Source organism: Teichococcus aerofrigidensis, from assembly GCF_054073225.1.
On sequence record NZ_JBSXMU010000076.1, the window covers coordinates 1 to 17857 of the forward strand.

At 67.2% G+C, this 17857-nt stretch carries 18 protein-coding genes, 2 pseudogenes and 1 riboswitch; of the genes and pseudogenes, 16 read left to right on the forward strand and 4 right to left on the reverse strand.

Features of this window, described 5'->3' with window-relative positions:
• From ACVMLK_RS14895 to ACVMLK_RS14915, 5 genes and pseudogenes are all read left to right on the forward strand, one after another.
• A pseudogene (locus ACVMLK_RS14895) lies at positions 1–412 on the forward strand (IS3 family transposase); the annotation flags it as partial.
• 354 nt (positions 413–766) lie between these two features.
• The gene (locus ACVMLK_RS14900) at positions 767–1639 is read left to right on the forward strand and encodes a LysR family transcriptional regulator (RefSeq protein ID WP_457486816.1); all 873 of its coding nucleotides are present in this window, start codon (positions 767–769) and stop codon (positions 1637–1639) included.
• Positions 1640–1947: 308 nt separating this feature from the next.
• The gene (locus tag ACVMLK_RS14905; RefSeq protein WP_457486817.1) at positions 1948–2913 is read left to right on the forward strand and encodes a DUF1852 domain-containing protein; all 966 of its coding nucleotides are present in this window, start codon (positions 1948–1950) and stop codon (positions 2911–2913) included.
• Positions 2914–2943: 30 nt separating this feature from the next.
• Positions 2944–3972 carry a methionine synthase gene (locus ACVMLK_RS14910; protein ID WP_457486818.1) on the forward strand — a complete coding sequence of 343 codons (1029 nt, stop codon included), beginning with the start codon at positions 2944–2946 and terminating at the stop codon, positions 3970–3972.
• 292 nt (positions 3973–4264) lie between these two features.
• Positions 4265–5041 (forward strand): class I SAM-dependent methyltransferase, encoded by a 777-nt coding sequence (locus tag ACVMLK_RS14915; RefSeq protein WP_457486819.1) that lies wholly within the window; start codon positions 4265–4267, stop codon positions 5039–5041.
• 50 nt (positions 5042–5091) lie between these two features.
• Here ACVMLK_RS14915 and ACVMLK_RS14920 read toward each other — a convergent pair whose 3' ends face one another.
• A complete protein-coding gene (locus tag ACVMLK_RS14920) occupies positions 5092–5799 on the reverse strand; it encodes a CbtA family protein (RefSeq protein WP_457486820.1) in 708 nt (235 codons plus the stop codon).
• Positions 5800–5807: 8 nt separating this feature from the next.
• On the reverse strand, positions 5808–5996 hold the full coding sequence (locus tag ACVMLK_RS14925) for a CbtB domain-containing protein (protein ID WP_198365614.1): 189 nt from the start codon (positions 5994–5996) through the stop codon (positions 5808–5810).
• Positions 5997–6034: 38 nt separating this feature from the next.
• Positions 6035–6251: riboswitch (cobalamin riboswitch) on the reverse strand.
• 286 nt (positions 6252–6537) lie between these two features.
• On the opposite strand from ACVMLK_RS14925, the gene ACVMLK_RS14930 reads away from it, so the two are divergent.
• Positions 6538–7038: a DUF1826 domain-containing protein gene (locus ACVMLK_RS14930; RefSeq protein WP_457486821.1), complete on the forward strand. Its 501-nt coding sequence runs from the start codon at positions 6538–6540 to the stop codon at positions 7036–7038.
• 5 nt (positions 7039–7043) lie between these two features.
• Positions 7044–8259, forward strand: a pseudogene (gene zigA / locus ACVMLK_RS14935) (zinc metallochaperone GTPase ZigA).
• 88 nt (positions 8260–8347) lie between these two features.
• Here zigA and nikR read toward each other — a convergent pair.
• A complete protein-coding gene (gene nikR / locus ACVMLK_RS14940) occupies positions 8348–8773 on the reverse strand; it encodes a nickel-responsive transcriptional regulator NikR (RefSeq protein ID WP_198365612.1) in 426 nt (141 codons plus the stop codon).
• Positions 8774–8851: 78 nt separating this feature from the next.
• Between nikR and nikA the strand changes: the two genes are divergently transcribed.
• From nikA to ACVMLK_RS14980, 8 genes are all read left to right on the forward strand, one after another.
• Complete coding sequence (gene nikA / locus ACVMLK_RS14945; RefSeq protein WP_457486822.1) at positions 8852–10417, forward strand: nickel ABC transporter substrate-binding protein; 1566 nt, start codon at positions 8852–8854, stop codon at positions 10415–10417.
• Positions 10418–10419: 2 nt separating this feature from the next.
• Positions 10420–11358, forward strand: a complete 939-nt coding sequence (gene nikB, locus ACVMLK_RS14950; protein ID WP_457486823.1) for a nickel ABC transporter permease subunit NikB — start codon at positions 10420–10422, stop codon at positions 11356–11358.
• On the forward strand, positions 11355–12170 hold the full coding sequence (nikC, locus tag ACVMLK_RS14955) for a nickel ABC transporter permease subunit NikC (protein WP_457486824.1): 816 nt from the start codon (positions 11355–11357) through the stop codon (positions 12168–12170). Before nikB ends, nikC begins: the two co-directional genes overlap by 4 nt.
• Entirely contained in the window at positions 12167–12928 is a 762-nt protein-coding gene (locus tag ACVMLK_RS14960; RefSeq protein ID WP_457486825.1) for an ATP-binding cassette domain-containing protein, read from the forward strand. The genes nikC and ACVMLK_RS14960 overlap by 4 nt, the downstream gene beginning before the upstream one ends.
• A complete protein-coding gene (locus ACVMLK_RS14965) occupies positions 12925–13746 on the forward strand; it encodes an ABC transporter ATP-binding protein (protein ID WP_457486826.1) in 822 nt (273 codons plus the stop codon). Before ACVMLK_RS14960 ends, ACVMLK_RS14965 begins: the two co-directional genes overlap by 4 nt.
• A 55-nt stretch (positions 13747–13801) precedes the next feature.
• A complete protein-coding gene (locus ACVMLK_RS14970; RefSeq protein WP_198365606.1) occupies positions 13802–14599 on the forward strand; it encodes a phosphodiesterase in 798 nt (265 codons plus the stop codon).
• Between the two features lie 113 nt (positions 14600–14712).
• A complete protein-coding gene (locus ACVMLK_RS14975) occupies positions 14713–15081 on the forward strand; it encodes a DUF2946 family protein (RefSeq protein ID WP_457486827.1) in 369 nt (122 codons plus the stop codon).
• Between the two features lie 153 nt (positions 15082–15234).
• Positions 15235–16518, forward strand: a complete 1284-nt coding sequence (locus ACVMLK_RS14980) for a PepSY-associated TM helix domain-containing protein (RefSeq protein WP_457486828.1) — start codon at positions 15235–15237, stop codon at positions 16516–16518.
• 593 nt (positions 16519–17111) lie between these two features.
• Here the strand turns inward: ACVMLK_RS14980 and ACVMLK_RS14985 are convergent.
• Positions 17112–17486 carry a response regulator gene (locus ACVMLK_RS14985; protein ID WP_457486829.1) on the reverse strand — a complete coding sequence of 125 codons (375 nt, stop codon included), beginning with the start codon at positions 17484–17486 and terminating at the stop codon, positions 17112–17114.
• A 79-nt stretch (positions 17487–17565) separates the two neighbouring features.
• Here ACVMLK_RS14985 and ACVMLK_RS14990 point away from each other — a divergent pair.
• The coding region (locus ACVMLK_RS14990) for a transposase (RefSeq protein ID WP_457486830.1) at positions 17566–17857 on the forward strand (292 nt) is incomplete at its 3' end.

Genomic DNA, 17857 nt, shown 5'->3' on the forward strand with positions numbered 1-17857 from the left:
GATCTGTTCTCCCGGCGCGTCGTCGGCTGGGCGATGAAGACGGAAATGACGGCACAGCTCGTCACCGATGCCCTCATCATGGCGATCTGGCGCAGAGGCAAGCCGCACAGCCTGCTGCATCACAGCGACCAGGGCAGCCAATATACCAGCGAGCAGTTCCAGCGCCTGATGGCCGACCACGGCATCACCTGCTCAATGAGCCGTTCGGGCAACGTCTGGGACAATGCTGCGATGGAGAGCTTCTTCTCCTCGCTGAAAACCGAGCGGACAGCCCGCAAGGTCTACAGGACGAGGGATGACGCGAGAGCGGATGTTCGACTACGTCGAGCGCTTCTACAATCGCCGACGCAGGCACTCGACACTGGGCTATCTGAGCCCCGTCGAGTTCGAGGAGCGAGTTAAATTATCTTAACCTCGTGTCCACAGAACCGGCAGCAGGCCAGTTGGCCAGCCTCGCACATTCCCCTCAGCGCCCTTCTCGGACGTCGAAGACAGCGAGCTGAGATCCTGGAAGTGGACATCGGGTGCATCAATCTGCATCTGGGGAAACACTCACACTCCAGGCGTAGCCGTTTTGCTTCCGTCCTTGCGGCAGATCGCATCGACCTCATGAGCAGTTCGGTGGTCGTCAATGAGGGTAATCATTCTTCGACCAAGCGACCAGGCGCCATCGCTGCAAAGCCTCTTTCCGGAGAGGTACAGGATACAGTTGGTATGACATCCAAGTGAGTCTACGAAGGATGTCTATGACAACGGTTCATGTCTTATGATCGATATCCAGCCCCTGGCCATCCTGCGCGAGATCGACCGGACCGGTAGCCTGACTCAGGCCGCTGATCGGCTGAATTTGACACAGTCGGCGGTCAGCCATGCGATTCGCCGCTTCGAGGAACGTTACCGCGTCAAACTTTGGGAGCGCGAGGGACACAAGCTGCGGCTGACGCTGGCGGGGGACTATCTCCTGGCGCTGGCGATGCGGGTTCTTCCACAGCTCGAAAACGGTGCGGTCGTCCTGGAGGATTATGCCCGCGGGCGGCGTGGCGCGATCCGGGTGGGAATGGAGTGCCACCCCTGCCAGGATTGGCTGATGCGGGTGGTGGACCCGTTTCTGGCGGACTGGCCTGATGTCGACCTCGACGTGACCACGGCCTTCCAGTTCGGCGGCATGTCCGCACTTCTGGGCCACGAGATCGACATTCTGGTCACCCCGGATCCGACCGAGCGTCCAGGCGTCGAGTATAAGCCTGTCTTCGATTACGAACTGGTTCTGGCGGTGGCCGACAGCCATCCGTTGGCACAGAAACAGCGGATCGCACCCGAGGATCTGGCGAGCGAGACCCTGATCACATATCCCGTCCCCCGTGAGAGACTGGATATCTATACGCAGTTCCTCGTCCCGTCCCATGCCCTGCCACGTCGTCACCGCACGGTGGAGACGACCGATCTGATGTTGCGGCTGGTAGCCTCGGGCCGCGCCGTCAGCGCGACCCCCGATTGGCTGCTGCGCGGGGTCAAAGGGGTGACGGGCGTGCGGATCGGCGAGGGGATCGCGAAGTCCATTCATCTCGGCCACCGCACCGGCAAGACTGCCAGCTATCTGGACGGCTTCATCGATCTGGCCAGGAGCGTCCAGATCTAACGTGTTGCCGCAGGGCTGAGAGAAGCCGCCCACCTCGTCCCGGGCCGACGCCCGCGCTGAGGGCATCGTGCGGCTCAGCACCGATGCCAGCACCGCCCCGACATGACACCGATTCATGTTTGTATGAAGGAATACCATTTTTCTTCATGTTTGCGCTCGGGCATACGACAGGTGTCGCCCCAAGCTGACGGCGCGGAAGACCCATGACTGAGCTTGTTTGACAGCCAGCTCAGGCACCACCTGAACGAGCGCGAAACGGCCTCGGGCATTGTCTCGGAAGTCCGGAGACCATCACGATGACCAGAGACTTGACCTTCACCATCAAGAGCATTCGTTTCGACGAAGACTACAAGCCATCCGAGAGTACGCGGATCACCACGAACTTCGCGAACCTCGCGAGAGGCGATCGTCGTCAGCAAAACCTGCGGAACGCGTTGCAGATGATCGACAACCGCTGCAACAGCCTGGCGCAGTGGGACAATCCTGATGGCAATCGCTACAGCGTCGAACTGGACATCATCTCCGTCGAGCTGGAGATCGGCCAGGATGGCAACGCCTTTCCGGCCATCGAGGTTCTGAAAACGACCATCCTCGATCGCAAGACCGGTGCGCAGATTGACGGAATCGTTGGGAACAACTTCTCGTCCTATGTACGGGACTACGATTTCAGCGTCCGCCTTCCCGAGCATAACAAAGGCCGTGCGGGGATCAGCATCCCGGACGATTTCGGTGACCTGCACGGGAAGCTCTTCAAGAGTTTCGTGTACTCCGACACCTACAAAGAGCATTTCCGGAAGATGCCGGTGATCTGCCTCAGCGTCTCGCACAACAAGACCTATCGGCGGACGACAAATCAACATCCCGCTCTGGGGACTGAATATCAAACGGACGAGACGTCCCTGACCGATCTGTATTTCGGGAAGATGGGCTTGCAGGTCCGGTACTTCATGCCGCCGAACGGCGTGGCACCGCTGGCATTCTACTTCTTCGGTGATCTGCTGGATGACTACACCAATCTCGAGCTGATCGGCACCATCAGCACGATGGAGACATTCCAGAAGATCTACCGGCCGGAGATCTACAACGCCAATTCCGCCGCGGGCGCGTGCTATCGGCCCAGCCTGCAACACCAGGATCATTCCCTGACACGGATCGTCTATGACCGGGACGAGCGCAGCCAACTGGCTGTCGAACAAGGCAAGTTCACGGAAGATCACTTCATCAAGCCGTATCGCGCCGTTCTGGATGAATGGTCCGCCCGATACGCAGCTTGAGTGATGCCACACCTGACGAGGCCGCTTCTCATGACAAAGCTTTTGCCCACATCCACTGCTGGCAGTCTCCCCAAGCCCTCCTGGCTCGCAGAGCCCGAGAAGCTCTGGTCGCCCTGGAAGCTTGAAGGCGAGGAGCTGATGGCTGGAAAACGGGACGCTCTCCAGTTGGCTCTGGCCGAGCAGGAGCGCGCGGGCATCGATATCGTCAGCGACGGCGAACAAACCCGCCAGCATTTCGTCACGACCTTCATCGAGCACCTCAACGGCGTCGATTTCCAGAAGCGCGAGACCGTGAGGATCCGCGATCGCTATGACGCCAGCGTGCCGACCGTCGTTGGTGCCGTGTCCCGCGAGAAGCCTGTTTTCGTCGAGGACGCCAAATTTTTGCGGCAGCAGACCAAGGGGCGCATCAAATGGGCTCTGCCCGGACCGATGACGATGATCGATACGCTCTTCGATGCCCACTACCGAAGCCGCGAGAAGCTCGCCTGGGAGTTCGCGACGATCCTCAATCAGGAAGCCCGCGAGCTCGAAGCCGCCGGGGTCGATATCATCCAGTTCGACGAGCCAGCCTTCAATGTGTTCTTCGATGAGGTGAATGATTGGGGCATCGCGACCCTGGAAAGGGCGATCGAGGGCCTGAAGTGCGAGACGGCGGTCCATATCTGCTATGGCTATGGCATCAAGGCCAACACGGATTGGAAGAAGACCCTGGGCTCGGAGTGGCGCCAGTATGAAGCCACCTTCCCAAAGCTCCAGGCGTCCAATATCGATCTGATTTCCCTGGAGTGCCACAACTCGCATGTTCCGATGGAACTTCTGGAGCTCGTACGCGGCAAGAAGGTGATGGTCGGGGCCATCGACGTGGCGACCGACACCATCGAGACCCCGGAGGAAGTGGCCGCGACCCTGCGCAAGGCGCTCCAGTTCGTGGACGCGGACAAGCTCTGTCCCTGCACCAACTGCGGCATGGCGCCGCTCTCGCGCCGCGTTGCCCGAGGCAAGCTCCAGGCACTCAGCGCAGGTGCGGACATCATCAGGCGGGAACTCGCGGCCTGAACACTGGTCCATGGTGGGCGGGGTGAGTCGCTGAACCGCAGATCCGGTTAAAGAGGATCGCTCCCTCGGTGTTCCGAGGAGATTCTCACCGATACGGATCGGCGGGACACCTCGAACCGCTTCCGCCAGCGGCCGCGGAGATCGGCATTGCGCGATCCGAGACCGTGCACGGAGACGATGTCGTTGGAGGAGACGCCGGACCGCCCGGAACTGACCGATGTCATCGCCTCCATCCTGGGCGTCCGGCCGCAGGTCGCATAGACAGGTGCCTCGCACCAGGGAACCCCATGGCATGCACGGTGCCAACTACGCCTTGAAGGACGAGATCCGGGAATACTGGACCCGGCGCGCCGAGACCTTCGACCTGTCGCCCGGCCACGGCATGAAGAGCCTGGAGGAGCGCGACGCCTGGGCGGCGCTGCTCCGCCGCCACATGGGTGCCGAAGCACATCGCGTGCTGGAACTGGCCTTCGGCACCGGCGAGGTCACCCGCGTGCTGCTGGGCATGGGGTGCGAGGTGACGGGGCTGGACCTGACCGAGGCCATGCTGCTGCGCGCCCGGGCCAAGCATGCGGGCACCAAGGACCTGCGCCTGTTCCTGGGCGATGCCGAGGACACGCGCGAGCCGGACGGCCGCTACGACGCCGTGGTCAGCCGTCACCTGGTCTGGACGCTGGTGGACCCGGCGGCGGCCTTTCGCGACTGGTTCCGGGTGCTGCGACCGGGCGGGCGGGTGGTCATCGCCGACGGCGACTACGTGCGCCTGTCCCGCATCGGGCGGCTCCGTCTGCGGCTGTCCGACTGGCTGAACCAGCGCCAGGGCGTCGTCGGCCCGGCGGTGGACTACGCCGCACACGAGGCCATCCAGCGGCAGGTGTTCTTTCGCCAGGGCCTGCGGCCGGAGCCGCTGCGGGCCATGCTGGAGGAGGCGGGCTTCACCGACTTCCGGCTGGAGCGCCCGCGCGGCCCGCACGCGGCGCAGCGCCGGGGTGCGCCGCTGCGGCAGAAGCTGCGCATTGGCATCTGGAACAGCTTCGTGCTGTCCTGTGGCAAGCCGGGTGGGAACTGAAGGTTGGTTGGCCTGACGCAGGTTCTTGCTGCATCAGGCCGGTAGGGACGTCAGCCGTGCGAGGCGCGGCTCAGGCGCGCCTGGAGCCAGCCGGTCGCCAGTCCCAGCGTGGCCCAGAACAGCAGGCTCACTGCGGTCACCCCCGCGATGAAGCGCTGGGTTAAGGCGTCCGGCACGGCCGATGCCTCGGCAGGCGCCGCCGGGGCGCCCCAGAGGTGCGGGAGAGCGATGACGATGACGGCCAGCACGGCCCAGGGCAGCCGCCGGGTGAAGGCGATCAGCGCCAGGCCGCCCGCCGTCAGCAGCGCCGTCGCCACCCACCAGACCTGACGGTCGGCGAGTTCTGCCACCGGCGTGCCGGGGAGCTTGGGTGGCAGGCCGATTGACGGGGCCAGGGTGAAGACCGCGAAGCCCGCCAGCCCCCAGAGCAGGCCCTGCCGCCAGTCCGCCACGGCGCCGCGCAGGGACATGGCCGCCCCCAGCAGCAGCGCGTAGGCGATGCCGGTCAGCATGTCGGCCAGCACGGTATAGAGCGTCCGCTCCAGCCCGTCCTCCGGCGCCCAGGCTTCGGCGCCATGCTCGTGCGCCTCGGCAGCGTGGTCGGCGTGCCCCGGCGCGGCGCTGTCCTGGTGCTCGTAGGTCTCGGCCACGAGGATGGTGGGCACCGTGTTCCACTGGTGCCCGAGGCTGGCCACGGCGCCCGCCAGGATGCCCGCGAACAGCGCCACGACCAGAAGCCGCCTGAGATGGTCCATCATGGTCCGGCTCAGTGGCAGGGGAAGCCGTTGGAGTGGCGGGTGTCATGCGCGGCGTTGTGCAGCAGGTCGTTGTGCGCGAAGCCGACGCCCCAGAGCAGCAGGGTGCCGAAGGCCAGGGCGAGGACGCTGGCCAGCACGCGGCCAGTGCTGCTGGCCGCGGCCTGATGGATGGAAGCCGATGTGGCTGGGATCTGCATGAGGAGGCGCTCCGCCGACGCGCCCCGCGCCGGTCCAGAAGGTTGACCACGCCCCGGCAGGTCTCCTGGCTCGCGAATCCTGACCGATGCGCCTGCCTTCCCGGCACCGGGGTGCCAGTGGCCTGCCCAACGGGCAGACGGCGCATCGGTGATCCGCCAACAGTTGCGGGGGCAGCCGCCGACTGAACTCCGATCGGAGCCGCACGACGTTCCCTTTTCACCCGCTCGCGCGGGACCGGTGCGGCGCCTAGGCTATCGTGTGGCGCTTGGCAGGTACAAGTTCTGACAGCCCTTGTCCGGCAGCCCACTCAAGAAGTTACGCCAGTCCGCAGCACCATGCCGTCTTGCAAAAAATGATATGTTATAACATAACTACTAAATGACCTTGGTATCAGAAGCCTTGACGTCGGCTGATCCGCAGGCGCCGCGCATGCTGGCCGCTGCCGAACCGATCATCCTCGCCAGCATTCTCGCTCCCACCGTGTCGCTCGCGGTCTGAGGGCGCAACCTGCCCAGGCCGCTTCTGCGGGATGCGCAGCGCTTGGCCCAGCAGGCGCCGTTCGTGTGTTCCGGGATAGGTGAGCCAGATATCGCGGTGATGCAGGCGCTCGCGGGTTTTGAGCCTCCGCTGCACCCGGCGCTGCTGGCCGACATGCTGTTCCTCGCCAACTTGTTCGCCGAGGTGTCGGACAGTCAGCAGGTCCGCCTGCGCTTGGAAGCCGTTTCGGACGATAGCTGCGCGCTGTTCCATGCCGATGCGGTGCGCCTGCGCCTTCTCTGCACCTATTGCGGCGATGGGACCGAATGGCTGGCGCGGGCGGGCGGGGCGGCGGAAGCCCGGCGCTTGCGCGACGGGGACGTCCTGCCCGACCGCGCCAGCATTCAGCATCTGCCCATCGGTGCCGCCGCCATCCTGCGCGGCGAGGCCGGGATGCCTGGCCACGGCTACATCCACCGATCCCCACCCATGCCACGTGATGCGACCGGCCGCGCCTTGCACCCGCGCCTGCTGCTCTGCATCGACCCGGCCGAAGAGGACTGACCGCCATGGCGAGCCAAGCGCAATCCCCGACCGACCCTCGGCTGCCTGTCACCGTGCTGTCCGCTTCCTCGGCGCCGGGAAGGCCACCTTGCTGAACCAAGTCCCGGCGAACCGCGAAGGACGGCGTGTCGCTGTCATCGTCAACGACATGTCGGAGGTGAACATCGACGCTGCCCTGGTCGAGCAGGGCGGCGGCCTATCGCGTACCGAGGAGAAGCTGGTGGAGATGTCGAATGGCTGCATCTGCTGCACCCTGCGGGACGACCTGATGCAGGAGGTGCGGCGCCTGGCCGAGGAAGGCCGCTTCGACGCGCTTCTGATCGAGAGCACGGGCATCAGCGAGCCCATGCCGGTGGCCGCCACCTTCGACTTCCGCGACGAGAACGGGCAGTCGCTTGACGATATCGCCCGCCTCGACACCATGGTGACGGTGGTGGATGCCCAGGCCTTCCTGCGTGACTACGGCTCCGCCGATACCCTGGCCACGCGCGGCGAGACAGCGGGCGAAGGCGACACCCGGCTGCTGGTGGACCTGCTGGTGGAGCAGGTGGAGTTCGCCGACGTCATCGTGGTGAACAAGGCGGACCTGGTGAGCGCGGAGGAGTTGCAGCGCCTCTCCAGCATCCTGGCCACCTTCAACCCGCAAGCGGCCTTCATCCCGGCCACGCTGGGCCAAGTGCCGCTGGCGGCGGTGTTGGAGACCGGCCGTTTCGACTTCGCCCGCGCCCAGCAGGCGGCGGGGTGGAGCCAGGCGCTGGCGGGCCACCACCCGCCGGAGTCGGAGGAGTTCGGCATCCGCAGCTTCGTCCGGCGCGCGCGGCGGCGCTGCATCCGGCGCGCTTCCATCGCTTCCTGCAATCCGAGATGCCCGGGGTGGTGCGCGCCAAGGGCTTCTTCTGGCTGGCCAGCCGTATGGCCTGGGCGGGATCATGGCAACTGGCCGGGGCGGTAGGGCGGCATGAGGCCGCAGGCTTCTGGTTCGCTGCCGTGCCTGAGAGCCGCTGGCCGACCGACCCGGAATGGCGTGAGGGCGTGCTGCGCAATTGGGTAGAGCCTCATGGCGACCGGCGGCAGGAGATCGTCTTCATCGGCGTCGAGATGAACGAGGCTGCGCTGCGCCATGCATTGGATGCCTGCCTACTGACAGATGTCGAGATGCGGGGCGGGCCGAAGGCTTGGGCAAGGCTACCGGACCCGTTCCCTGAGTGGCGCCAAGCCTAAGGCTACGGTTCCGCGTCCGGCGTCATCAGGGTCGTCGGGTCACATCCCATTGCCTTGAGGTCGGCCGGGCGCTTGCCCGTGAGCACGTTCATTCGGCCGCCTGCCGCTTGGTGGATGCCTTGACCTCAGCGGGGGAGAGCAGCAGCAGCTTGCCATGCTGCACCCCGCGCTCCGCGCTGACGGCATCGGCGAAGCGCCGGACCAGGGCCGCGTCGCCCTTCAGCACCGCCACCTCCAGGCAGGCGTGGTGGTCCAGGTGGACATGCAGGGTGGCCACCGAAAGGTCATGGTGGTCGTGGAAGGAGTTCGTCAGGCGCTCCGGAAGGTCGCGGCGATGGTGGTCGTAGACATAGGCCAGCGCGCCGACAGAGGGACCCGCCGCCTGCCGTGTCTCCGCCGCCTGCTGGAGACCCGCGCGAACGAGGTCGCGTATCGCTTCCGAGCGGTTGTCGTAACCCAGGCCATCAACCTCCCGCAGCAGGTCGTCGTCGAGGGTGATGGTGATGCGCTGCATGCCGCCTCTCGGGCTGGGGTTGATATGCGAATTCCTGGAAATTAGCATACCGCGCTCTCTGCGAGGACGAGAATTACCATGCTGCGCCGCTCGATGCTGCACGCCATGTCCGGGTTCGCGGCGCTGGCGGCCCTGCCCCCTGCATTCGGCCAGAACGTGCGGCGCAGGCTGACCTTCTCCTGGCCCACCAATGCCGGGCCGCTGCACCCGCACCTCTACTCGCCCAACCAGATGTACGCCCAGTCCATGCTCTACGAGCCCCTGGTGCGTTACGTCGAGGGCGGCAAGATCCTCCCGGCATTGGCCACGGCCTGGGAAATGGAGGAAGACGGCCGCGCCTGGCGCTTCACCCTAAGGCCTGATGTCCGCTTCACGGACGGCACCCCCTTCGATGCCGCCGCCGTCGTGGCCAATGTCAACGCGGTGCTGGGCAACCGGGCGCGCCATGCCTGGCTGGAGCTGGTGAACCAGATCGAGGGGGCCGAAGCCATCGATCCGGGCACGGTCCGCCTGCGGTTGAAGGGGCCTTACTACCCTGCCTTGCTGGAGCTCGCCCTCCCGCGCCCCCTGCGCTTTGTCTCTCCGGCGGCGCTGCGACCGGATGGCAGCATCGCCGCGCCGGTGGGCACCGGTCCCTGGGTGCTGGCCGAGACCGCGCGCGGGCAGCACGACCGGTTCCGCCGCAACGAGCAGTACTGGGGCGAGAAGCCGGTGCTGGAAGAGGTGCTGGTGCGCGTGCTGGGCGACAGCAACGCCCGGGCATTGGCACTGGAGAGCGGCGAGATCGACCTGACCTATGGCACCGACCAGCTCGACGCCGACACCTTCCGCCGTTTCGCCGCCGACCCCCGCTTCACCACCGCCATCTCGCCGCCGATCGGCACGCGGATGCTGGCGCTGAACTCGGCGCGTTTCCCGACGGATGACCTGGCCGTCCGGCAGGCGATCGCCCAGGGCATCGACCGCGCGGCGCTGGTGCGCCACATCCTGCTGGACACCGAGCCCGCCGCCGAGACCCTCTTCGCCAGGAACTTCCCTTATGCCGATCTTGGCCTGCGCGCGCCTGCCTTCGACCGCGCGGCGGCGACGGCCCGGTTGGACGCCGCGGGCTGGCGCCTGCCCGCCGGTGGGCGCGTCAGGAGCAAGGATGGCCGCGAACTGACGCTCGACCTCTGCTTCATCGGCGCGGACGCCTTGCAAAAGGCCATCGGCGAGGCGGTGCAGGGCGACCTGACCCGCATCGGCATCGCCGTCCGGTTGGTGGGCGAGGACGCCAGCACCTATTACGGCCGCCAGCGCTCCGGCGAGTTCGGCATGATCTTCGACGACAGCTGGGGCGCCCCCTACGACCCGCATGCCTTCATGAGCTCCATGCGCGCGCCGTCGCACGCCGATTACCAGGCGCAGCGCGGCCTGCCGATGAAGTCCGAGATCGACCGCCGCATCGGCGCCGTCCTGTCCATCACCGAGGAGGCCCGGCGCGCGGAGGAGTACCGCTGGCTGCTGACCACGCTGCACGAGCAGGCCGTCTACTTCCCGGTCTCCTTCTTCACCAACAAGGTCGTCCACCACCCCGCGCTCGGCCGGGTGCCGTTCGGCGACATGCGCACGGACATCCCCTTCGACCGCATCGGCCGGGGCTGAGCGTGCTCGGCTTCGCCCTGCGGCGGCTGGCCACGCTGCTGCCGCTGCTGCTGATCGTCTCCTTCGGCTTCTTCGCCATGCTGCGGCTGGGCCGTGGCGACCCGGCGCTGGACTACCTGCGGCTGGCGCAGATCCCGCCCACCGATGCGGCGCTCGCCCTGGCGCGGCAGGAACTCGGCCTGGACCGTCCAGTGCCGCTGCAGTTCCTCCACTGGCTGGGCGACGCGCTGCGCGGGGATCTCGGCACCTCCTGGTTCACCGGGCGGCCGGTGACGGAGGAGATCGCCCACTACCTTCCGGCAACCCTGCAACTGGCGGGCACGGCCATGCTGGTCACCATCCTGGCCGGGGTGCCGCTGGGCATCTGGGCGGCGATGAACCGCGACCGCTGGCCGGACCACCTGACACGGGCCATCACCTTCCTCGGCGTGTCGGTGCCGAACTTCTGGCTGGGCTTCCTGCTGGTGCTGCTCTTCGCCGTGACACTGGGCTGGCTGCCTGCCGTCGGCCGGGACGGCCCTTCCAGCATCATCCTTCCCGCGCTGGCCACGGCGGCCATGTCGGCCAGCGTCATGCTGCGGCTGGTGCGCGCCTCGGTGCTGGGCGTGCTGGGGGAGCCTCACCTGCGCTTCGCCCGCGCCCGTGGCCTGCCAGCCCGCACCCTGCTGGGTCGTCACATCGTGCTCAACGCCATGGTGCCGCCATTAACCGCGATCGGCCTGCATCTGGGCGAGCTGATGGGCGGGGCCATGGTGGTGGAGAGCGTATTCGGTTGGCCGGGCCTGGGCCGCTGGGCCTTGCTGGCCATCTCCAACCGCGACTACCCGGTGCTGCAAGGCTTCGTGGTGGTGATGACCACGGTGTTCGTGCTGTGCAACCTGCTGGTGGACCTGGCCTATGCCTGGCTGGACCCGCGCATCCGGCTGGAGCGTGCGGCATGAAGCGGGTCTTTGTCCCCCTGGCTATAGCGCTGGTGGCGTTGATGCTGGGCGCCGCCCTCCTGGCGCCCTGGATCGCGCCCCACGACCCCGCGATGACCGACCTGTCGCAGCGCCTGCGGCCGCCTTCCGCCGAGCACTGGCTGGGCACCGATCATCTGGGGCGCGACCTTCTGTCGCGGCTGCTCTGGGGCGCGCGCGCCTCCTTCGCCGCCGTGGCGGCCATCCTGCTGCTGGTGCTGACACTGGGCTGCACGGTCGGCATGGTCGCGGGGCTGCTGGGCGGCGCGGTGGACGCCGTGCTGATGCGCATCTGCGACGCCTTCATGACCGTGCCCACACTGGTGCTGGCGCTGTTCATGATCGGCGCGCTGGGCACCGGGCTGACCAATGTGGTGGTGGCCATCGCGCTGTCGCACTGGGCCTGGTACGCGCGGCTGGTGCGCGGCATCACGCTGTCGCTGCGCGGCAGGGATTACGTCACCGCGGCGCAAGTGGCGGGCCTGTCGCGCCTGGCGATCATGCGGCGGCACCTGCTTCCGGCACTCGCCGGGCCGCTGGCGGTGCTGGCCAGCCTCGACCTCGGGCACTGGATGCTGCATGTGGCGGGCCTGTCCTTCCTCGGCCTGGGGCTGGCGCCACCCGCCGCCGAATGGGGCATCATGATCAACGACGCCCGGCCCTTCTTCCGCACCGCGCCGATGCTGGTGGTGCTGCCCGGCGCCGCCATCCTGCTGACGGTCATCGGCTTCAACCTGCTGGGCGACGCCGTGCGGGACAGGCTGGACCCCGCCATGCCGGACCACGTGCATTGAGCGCGCGCAGCCTGTCGGTGGGCGGCCTGCACCTGGCTGCCGAAGGGCGCCTGCTGGTGCGGGGCGTGTCCTTCACGCTGCGGCGCGGCCGCGTGCTGGGGCTGGTCGGCACCAGCGGCAGCGGCAAGAGCCTGACGACCATGGCCATGCTGGACCTGCTGCCGCCCGGCGTGCGGCAGATCTCCGGCATGGTGGCGCTGGACAACGCGCCGGCCGACCGCGCGGCGCTGCGCGGCCGGACCGTCGGGCTGGTGCAGCAGGCGCCGCGCGGCGGCTTCAACCCGCTGGTGACGATCGGCCGCCACTTCGCGGAGACCCTGGCCTGCGACGGCGTCCGCGGCGCCGTGGCGCGCGACGCCATGCAGGGGCTGCTGCGAGAAGTCGGGTTCGACGATCCGGCCTCGGTCACCGGCCTGTACCCTTCGCAACTCAGCGGCGGCATGTTGCAGCGGGTGATGCTGGCCCTGGCGCTCTGCCGCGACCCCGACTTCCTGCTGGCCGACGAGCCGACCACCGACCTCGACCTCGTGGTGCAGGCGCAGCTGCTGGACCTGATGGAACGGCTGGTGGTGCGGCGCGGCCTGGGGCTGCTGCTGGTGACGCACGACTTCTCCGTCATCGCCCGGCTGGCGGACCAGGTGGTGGTGATGGATGCCGGGCGCATCGTGGAGCAGCAACCCGTGCACCGCCTCTTCGAGGACCCGGCCCATCCGCGCACCCAGGCCCTGATGGCGGCCCATCTGGCGCTCTACGCATGAGCCTGCTGGACCTCCGTGCCGTCTCCCACGGCTACCGCCAGGGCGGGCTGTTCTCGCGGCGCGGGGCGAAGCCGGTGTTGCGGGAGGCCTCCCTGCGCGTCGCGCCCGGCGAGTGCGTCGCGCTGCTGGGCCCGACCGGCTCGGGCAAGAGCACGCTGGGCCGCCTGGCGCTGGGGCTGGAGCGGCCCTGGGCGGGCGAGGTGCTGTTCGACGGCGCGCCGCTGCTGAACCGGCGCGGCCGCATGGCGCCCGGCACCCGCCGCGCCATCCAGGCGGTGTTCCAGGACCCGCACGGCGCCACCAGCCCGCGCCTGACGGCCTTCGAGGTGGTGGCGGAGCCGCTGCATGCCGAGGGGCTGGATCGGTCCACCCTGCGCGACCGGGTGGCCGCGCTGCTGGAGGATGTCGGCCTCGACCCGGCGGCCATGGACCGGCTGGCGCATCGCCTGAGCGGCGGGCAGTTGCAGCGCCTCTGCATCGCCCGCGCCCTGGCGCCCGCGCCGCGCCTGGTACTGCTGGACGAGGCGGTGAACAGCCTGGACCTGGAAACCCAGGCGCGCGTGCTGGAGTTGCTGCGGAGCCTGCGGCGGCGAACCGGCATGGCCTATCTGTTCGTCACGCACGACCTGCGGCTGGTGAAAGGCTTCGCCGACCGCTGCTACGTCATGCAGGACGGTCAGTCGCTGGAGGTGGCGGATCCCTTCGGCCCCGGGCCGGTACCGCCTGCCATGGCAGCGTTGCGGGCGGCGATCCTGCCGGCCTGGCCCAATCCCCGATCGTCCCGGCAGCGTGCAACCACCGCGGCTGTCATCTCGTGACAGCTTGGTATCGGCTGAGAGGGTTCGGAGACGGCAGCCTACACTGGGGGCAAGGATGCTGATCGCCCAGATATCCGATCCTCACCTGCGGCCGCCTGGGATCCTCTACCAGGGCCTGGTGGACTCCAACGCGATGTTTGACGCGGCAGTCCGCCACCTGAACGCCCTTGATCCGGCTCCGGACCTCGTGCTGCTCAGCGGTGACCTGGTCGATGAGGGAACGGCCGAGGAATACGCCGCCGCCCGTCAGGCCCTCTCCGCCATCCGGAAGCCACTGCTTGCCATCCCTGGCAACCACGACCACCGCGAACGCTTCCGATGCTGCTTTCGCGACCGAGGGTATCTGCCATCCGAGGGACCGCTGCACTTCGCGCAGGGCGCCTTCGGGCCGGTGCGCATCCTGGGCCTCGACATCACCGTGCCCGGCGAGCACCACGGCGATATGACCGACGAGGCATGCGCCTGGCTTGCCGCAAGGCTCGCCGAGGAACCGTCACGGCCAACCCTGGTGATGATGCACCAGCCACCCGTCGAGAGCGGCATCCCTTACATCGACAAATACAACTGCCGAGGCGGCGAACGCCTCGCCGACATCATCACGCGCTACCCGAACGTGGAGCGCATCCTCTGCGGGCACATCCATCGAGCGATGCAGTGCCGTTTCGCGGGAACGATGCTCGCGACGGCCCCGAGCACGACAACGGCGATCGCGTTGCGCCTTTCGCCCGACGCCGCACCTGGCTCCTTCCTTGAGCCTCCAGCGCTGCTGCTACACCAGTGGAAGGAAGGCCGTGGGCTGATCACCCACGTTTCGCCGATCGGCGCATTCTCAGGGCCGTGGCCTTTCTTTTGAGGGTACCCTGAACGATGTCCGAGTCGGGACACAGGCCAGCTCCGCCATCAATGGTCCCTGGGACAACCTTACCACATGACAAGGTTCCGGTGGGTTGATACGCGTTACAGACCATGCCGCGATCAGTCCGCCTGATGCTGCGCTTCCTGGCCCTGCTGCTAATGCAGTGGGGTGGCTGGTCGTTTCCGCATCTCGGCAGCATGGCCGCGGCGGGCGAACTCACCGTCATCTGCTCGCCCGAGGGCATGCATGAGGTGCGGATCGGGCCAGACGGCAAGCCGATCGAATCGCAGCCGATGTCCATGGCGTGCTGCCTGATGTGCCAAGGGCCCCTGGCCGGAACTGACCTGATCCCACCACCCAAGCTGCCCCAGCCCAGTGTTGTTGCAGCGCCGCCCATGGCCATGGTGGAGGCGGTGCGGCAACTGCCCTTCAGCCCGCCACCCAGCACCCACCGCTCCCGCGCACCGCCCATCACCTGAAGCGTCCGACATCCTGGTCCCTCGGGGCCGAACCGTCGCTGCTTTCAGGAAAGTCTTCATGCCTGCCGTGTTCCACACGCGCTCGGACGCGCTTGCATCCCGCCGTGCTGTCCCGCCTGCGCCGCCGTTTCCCATTGTCACGGGAGAAGCAGGATGAGCAGCACCACTCGTTCTGCCACCTCGACGGCGGCTGACCTCAAGGCCTTCATCGCCCGGCTGCACTTCTATGTCGGGCTTGTTGTCGGCCCGTTCCTGCTGGTGGCCGCCGTCACCGGCGTGCTCTACGTCGTGACGCCGCAACTGGAGGACGTCCTCTACCGCCAAGCACTAACCACCGACACCATCGGTCCGGCGCAGACCCTCGTTGCGCAGACCGAAGCGGCGAAGGCCGTTGCCGGACCGGACGCTCGCCTTTTCGCCATCCGTCCCGCAACAGGGTCAGGATACACCACCCGCGTGATGTTCTCGGACCCGCAACTTGGCGAGTCTGAGAGCCACGCCATCTTCGTGGACCCGGTGACGCTCGCGGTGAAGGGCGACCTGACGGTCTACGGCAACAGCGGCATCCTGCGGTTCCGCACCGCGCTGGGCTATCTGCACCGCAACCTGATGCTGGGCGATTTCGGCCGCTACTACAGCGAGCTGGCGGCATCCTGGCTCTGGATCGTGGCGCTCGGCGGCATCCTGCTCTGGGCTTGGCGCCGCACGGGACGGCTGTCGCGGCAGAACCCGCAGAATGCCCGGCTGCGTACGCGTCGGCTGCACGGGCTGATCGGCGTTTCCGTCTCGCTCGGCCTGCTGTTCCTCTCCATCACCGGACTGACTTGGTCGCAATGGGCCGGTGGGCGGATTGACAGCCTGCGCGGCGCCCTGGGCTGGGTGACCCCCTCGGTGTCCCTGGCGCTCACGCCCGGCGCCGAGGTACCGATGGGCGAGCACACCGAGCACGCGCACCACGAAGGCATGGACATGGCGGCACCGCCGGATGCGGCGGCCCGTTTGGACGAGGTGCTGGCGGCGGCGCGGGCGGCGGGGATCGACTCTCCCATGGTGGAGATCCGGCTGCCCCGGCCGGACAGGGCGTGGCTGGTGCGGGAACACGACCGTTCTTGGCCGACCCAGGTGGACACGGTCGCCATCGACCCGGCCTCGATGCAGGTCACCAGCCGCGCCGACTTCGCAACCTTCCCGCTGATCGCCAAGCTGATCCGCTGGGGCATCGACATGCACATGGGCATCCTGTTCGGCGCGCTGAACCAGATCCTGATGGCGGCGGTGGGCCTCGGCCTGGTCGGGGCCACCCTCTACGGCTACCGCGTGTGGTGGCAGAACCGTCCAGCGCCGGGCACCCTGCCGCGGACGCTGGTGCTAGGCTGGCTGCGCCTGTCGCTCCCGGTACGGGCCGTGGTCCTGCTGGTGGCGGCGGGTCTCGGCTGAGCCCTGCCCATGGCCGGGCTCAGCCTGCTGGCCTTCCTGCTCGTCGACGTCGTTCGTTAGCACCTGGCCAAGCCGTCGTGGTGGCCGGTTCCGGCCGAGTAGGCCGCGGTTCAATGGCGCACGGCGGCGATCGATGACCGTGGGCGACCCTTCCCGTAAGCATCCGCGGTCATACCCGACCGGGGCAGGCAACTGCTGCGCGTCCTGGCTGTCCTGCTGCTGGTGCAGTGGGAGGGCGGCGCCGAAGCCTTGCCTGTGTCGTCGGTCGTGCGACGCCGTACGTCCTATTTGTCGCGGGTGCGCAGCTCTTCGCCCAGCTCGGCCGCCTGAACTACCGCGCGGCCCGCCACCGCAACCCAGAGCACCACTCGCAGCCTGATCCAAAGACATCGCCGCCGTCTCGACGGCACATGATCATTCTGTTCCCATGGCTTTCTTAGTTTCCCGCCGCACTTAGCGCGTCACTGGCTTGCTTATAGCGGCGGTCCCGACCGCGGCTGCGATGGTGTAGTGGCTACGTCCCCGCTGCTGAATCCTGGCGCGTGTCCCTGATTGCCGGACCATAACCAAGTCGGTGAAGTGTTGATTGCCGACTACCGGCTCCGGATGCCGGTTAGGATCTGCGCGAGCGCCGCCAAGCGGTTCAGCCTGTAGGGCTTCTCCATCAGAACTGCGCCGGAGCCGAACTGCTTCAGGCGCTCCCGGATGTTGGCCGCATATCCTGAGACAACGATGACTGGAATCTCTGGGAAGCGGGATCGGGCGTGCTGCACGACATCGACACCATCGTGGCAACCGGGCATGCGCACATCGGTCACAACGATGTCAACGTGATCCATCCCATCGAGCAGCCGTATGGCGTCATCACCGCTCTCCGCTCCCACGACCTCAAAGCCGTCCGCCTGGAACATCTCCTTGGCGACCATACGCACCAAAGACTCATCTTCAACCAGCGGCAAACGAGCCACTTGGCAGCCCTTCCAATGAATATTGTTGAGCTAGAGTCTGTTATGGACCTGCGGCTGGGTAACGATCAGGCTGCGCGGCATGAGTGCCCGCCAGCCCTACCCCTCTGACGTTTCCGACGACGAATGGGCGTTGGTGGCGCCCTACCTGACATTGCTGTCCGAGGAGGCCCAACAGCGTGAGCACAGCTTGCGCGAGGTGTTCAACGGCCTGCGCTATGTGGTGAAAACCGGCGCGCCCTGGCGCTGGATGCCGAACGACCTGCCGCCCTGGGCCGCGGTGTACCAGCAGGCCCAGCGCTGGTTGGCGGCAGGTTGCTTCGAGGCGCTGGCCGAGGATCTGCGCACGGTGCTACGGCTCGCCGCGGGGAGAA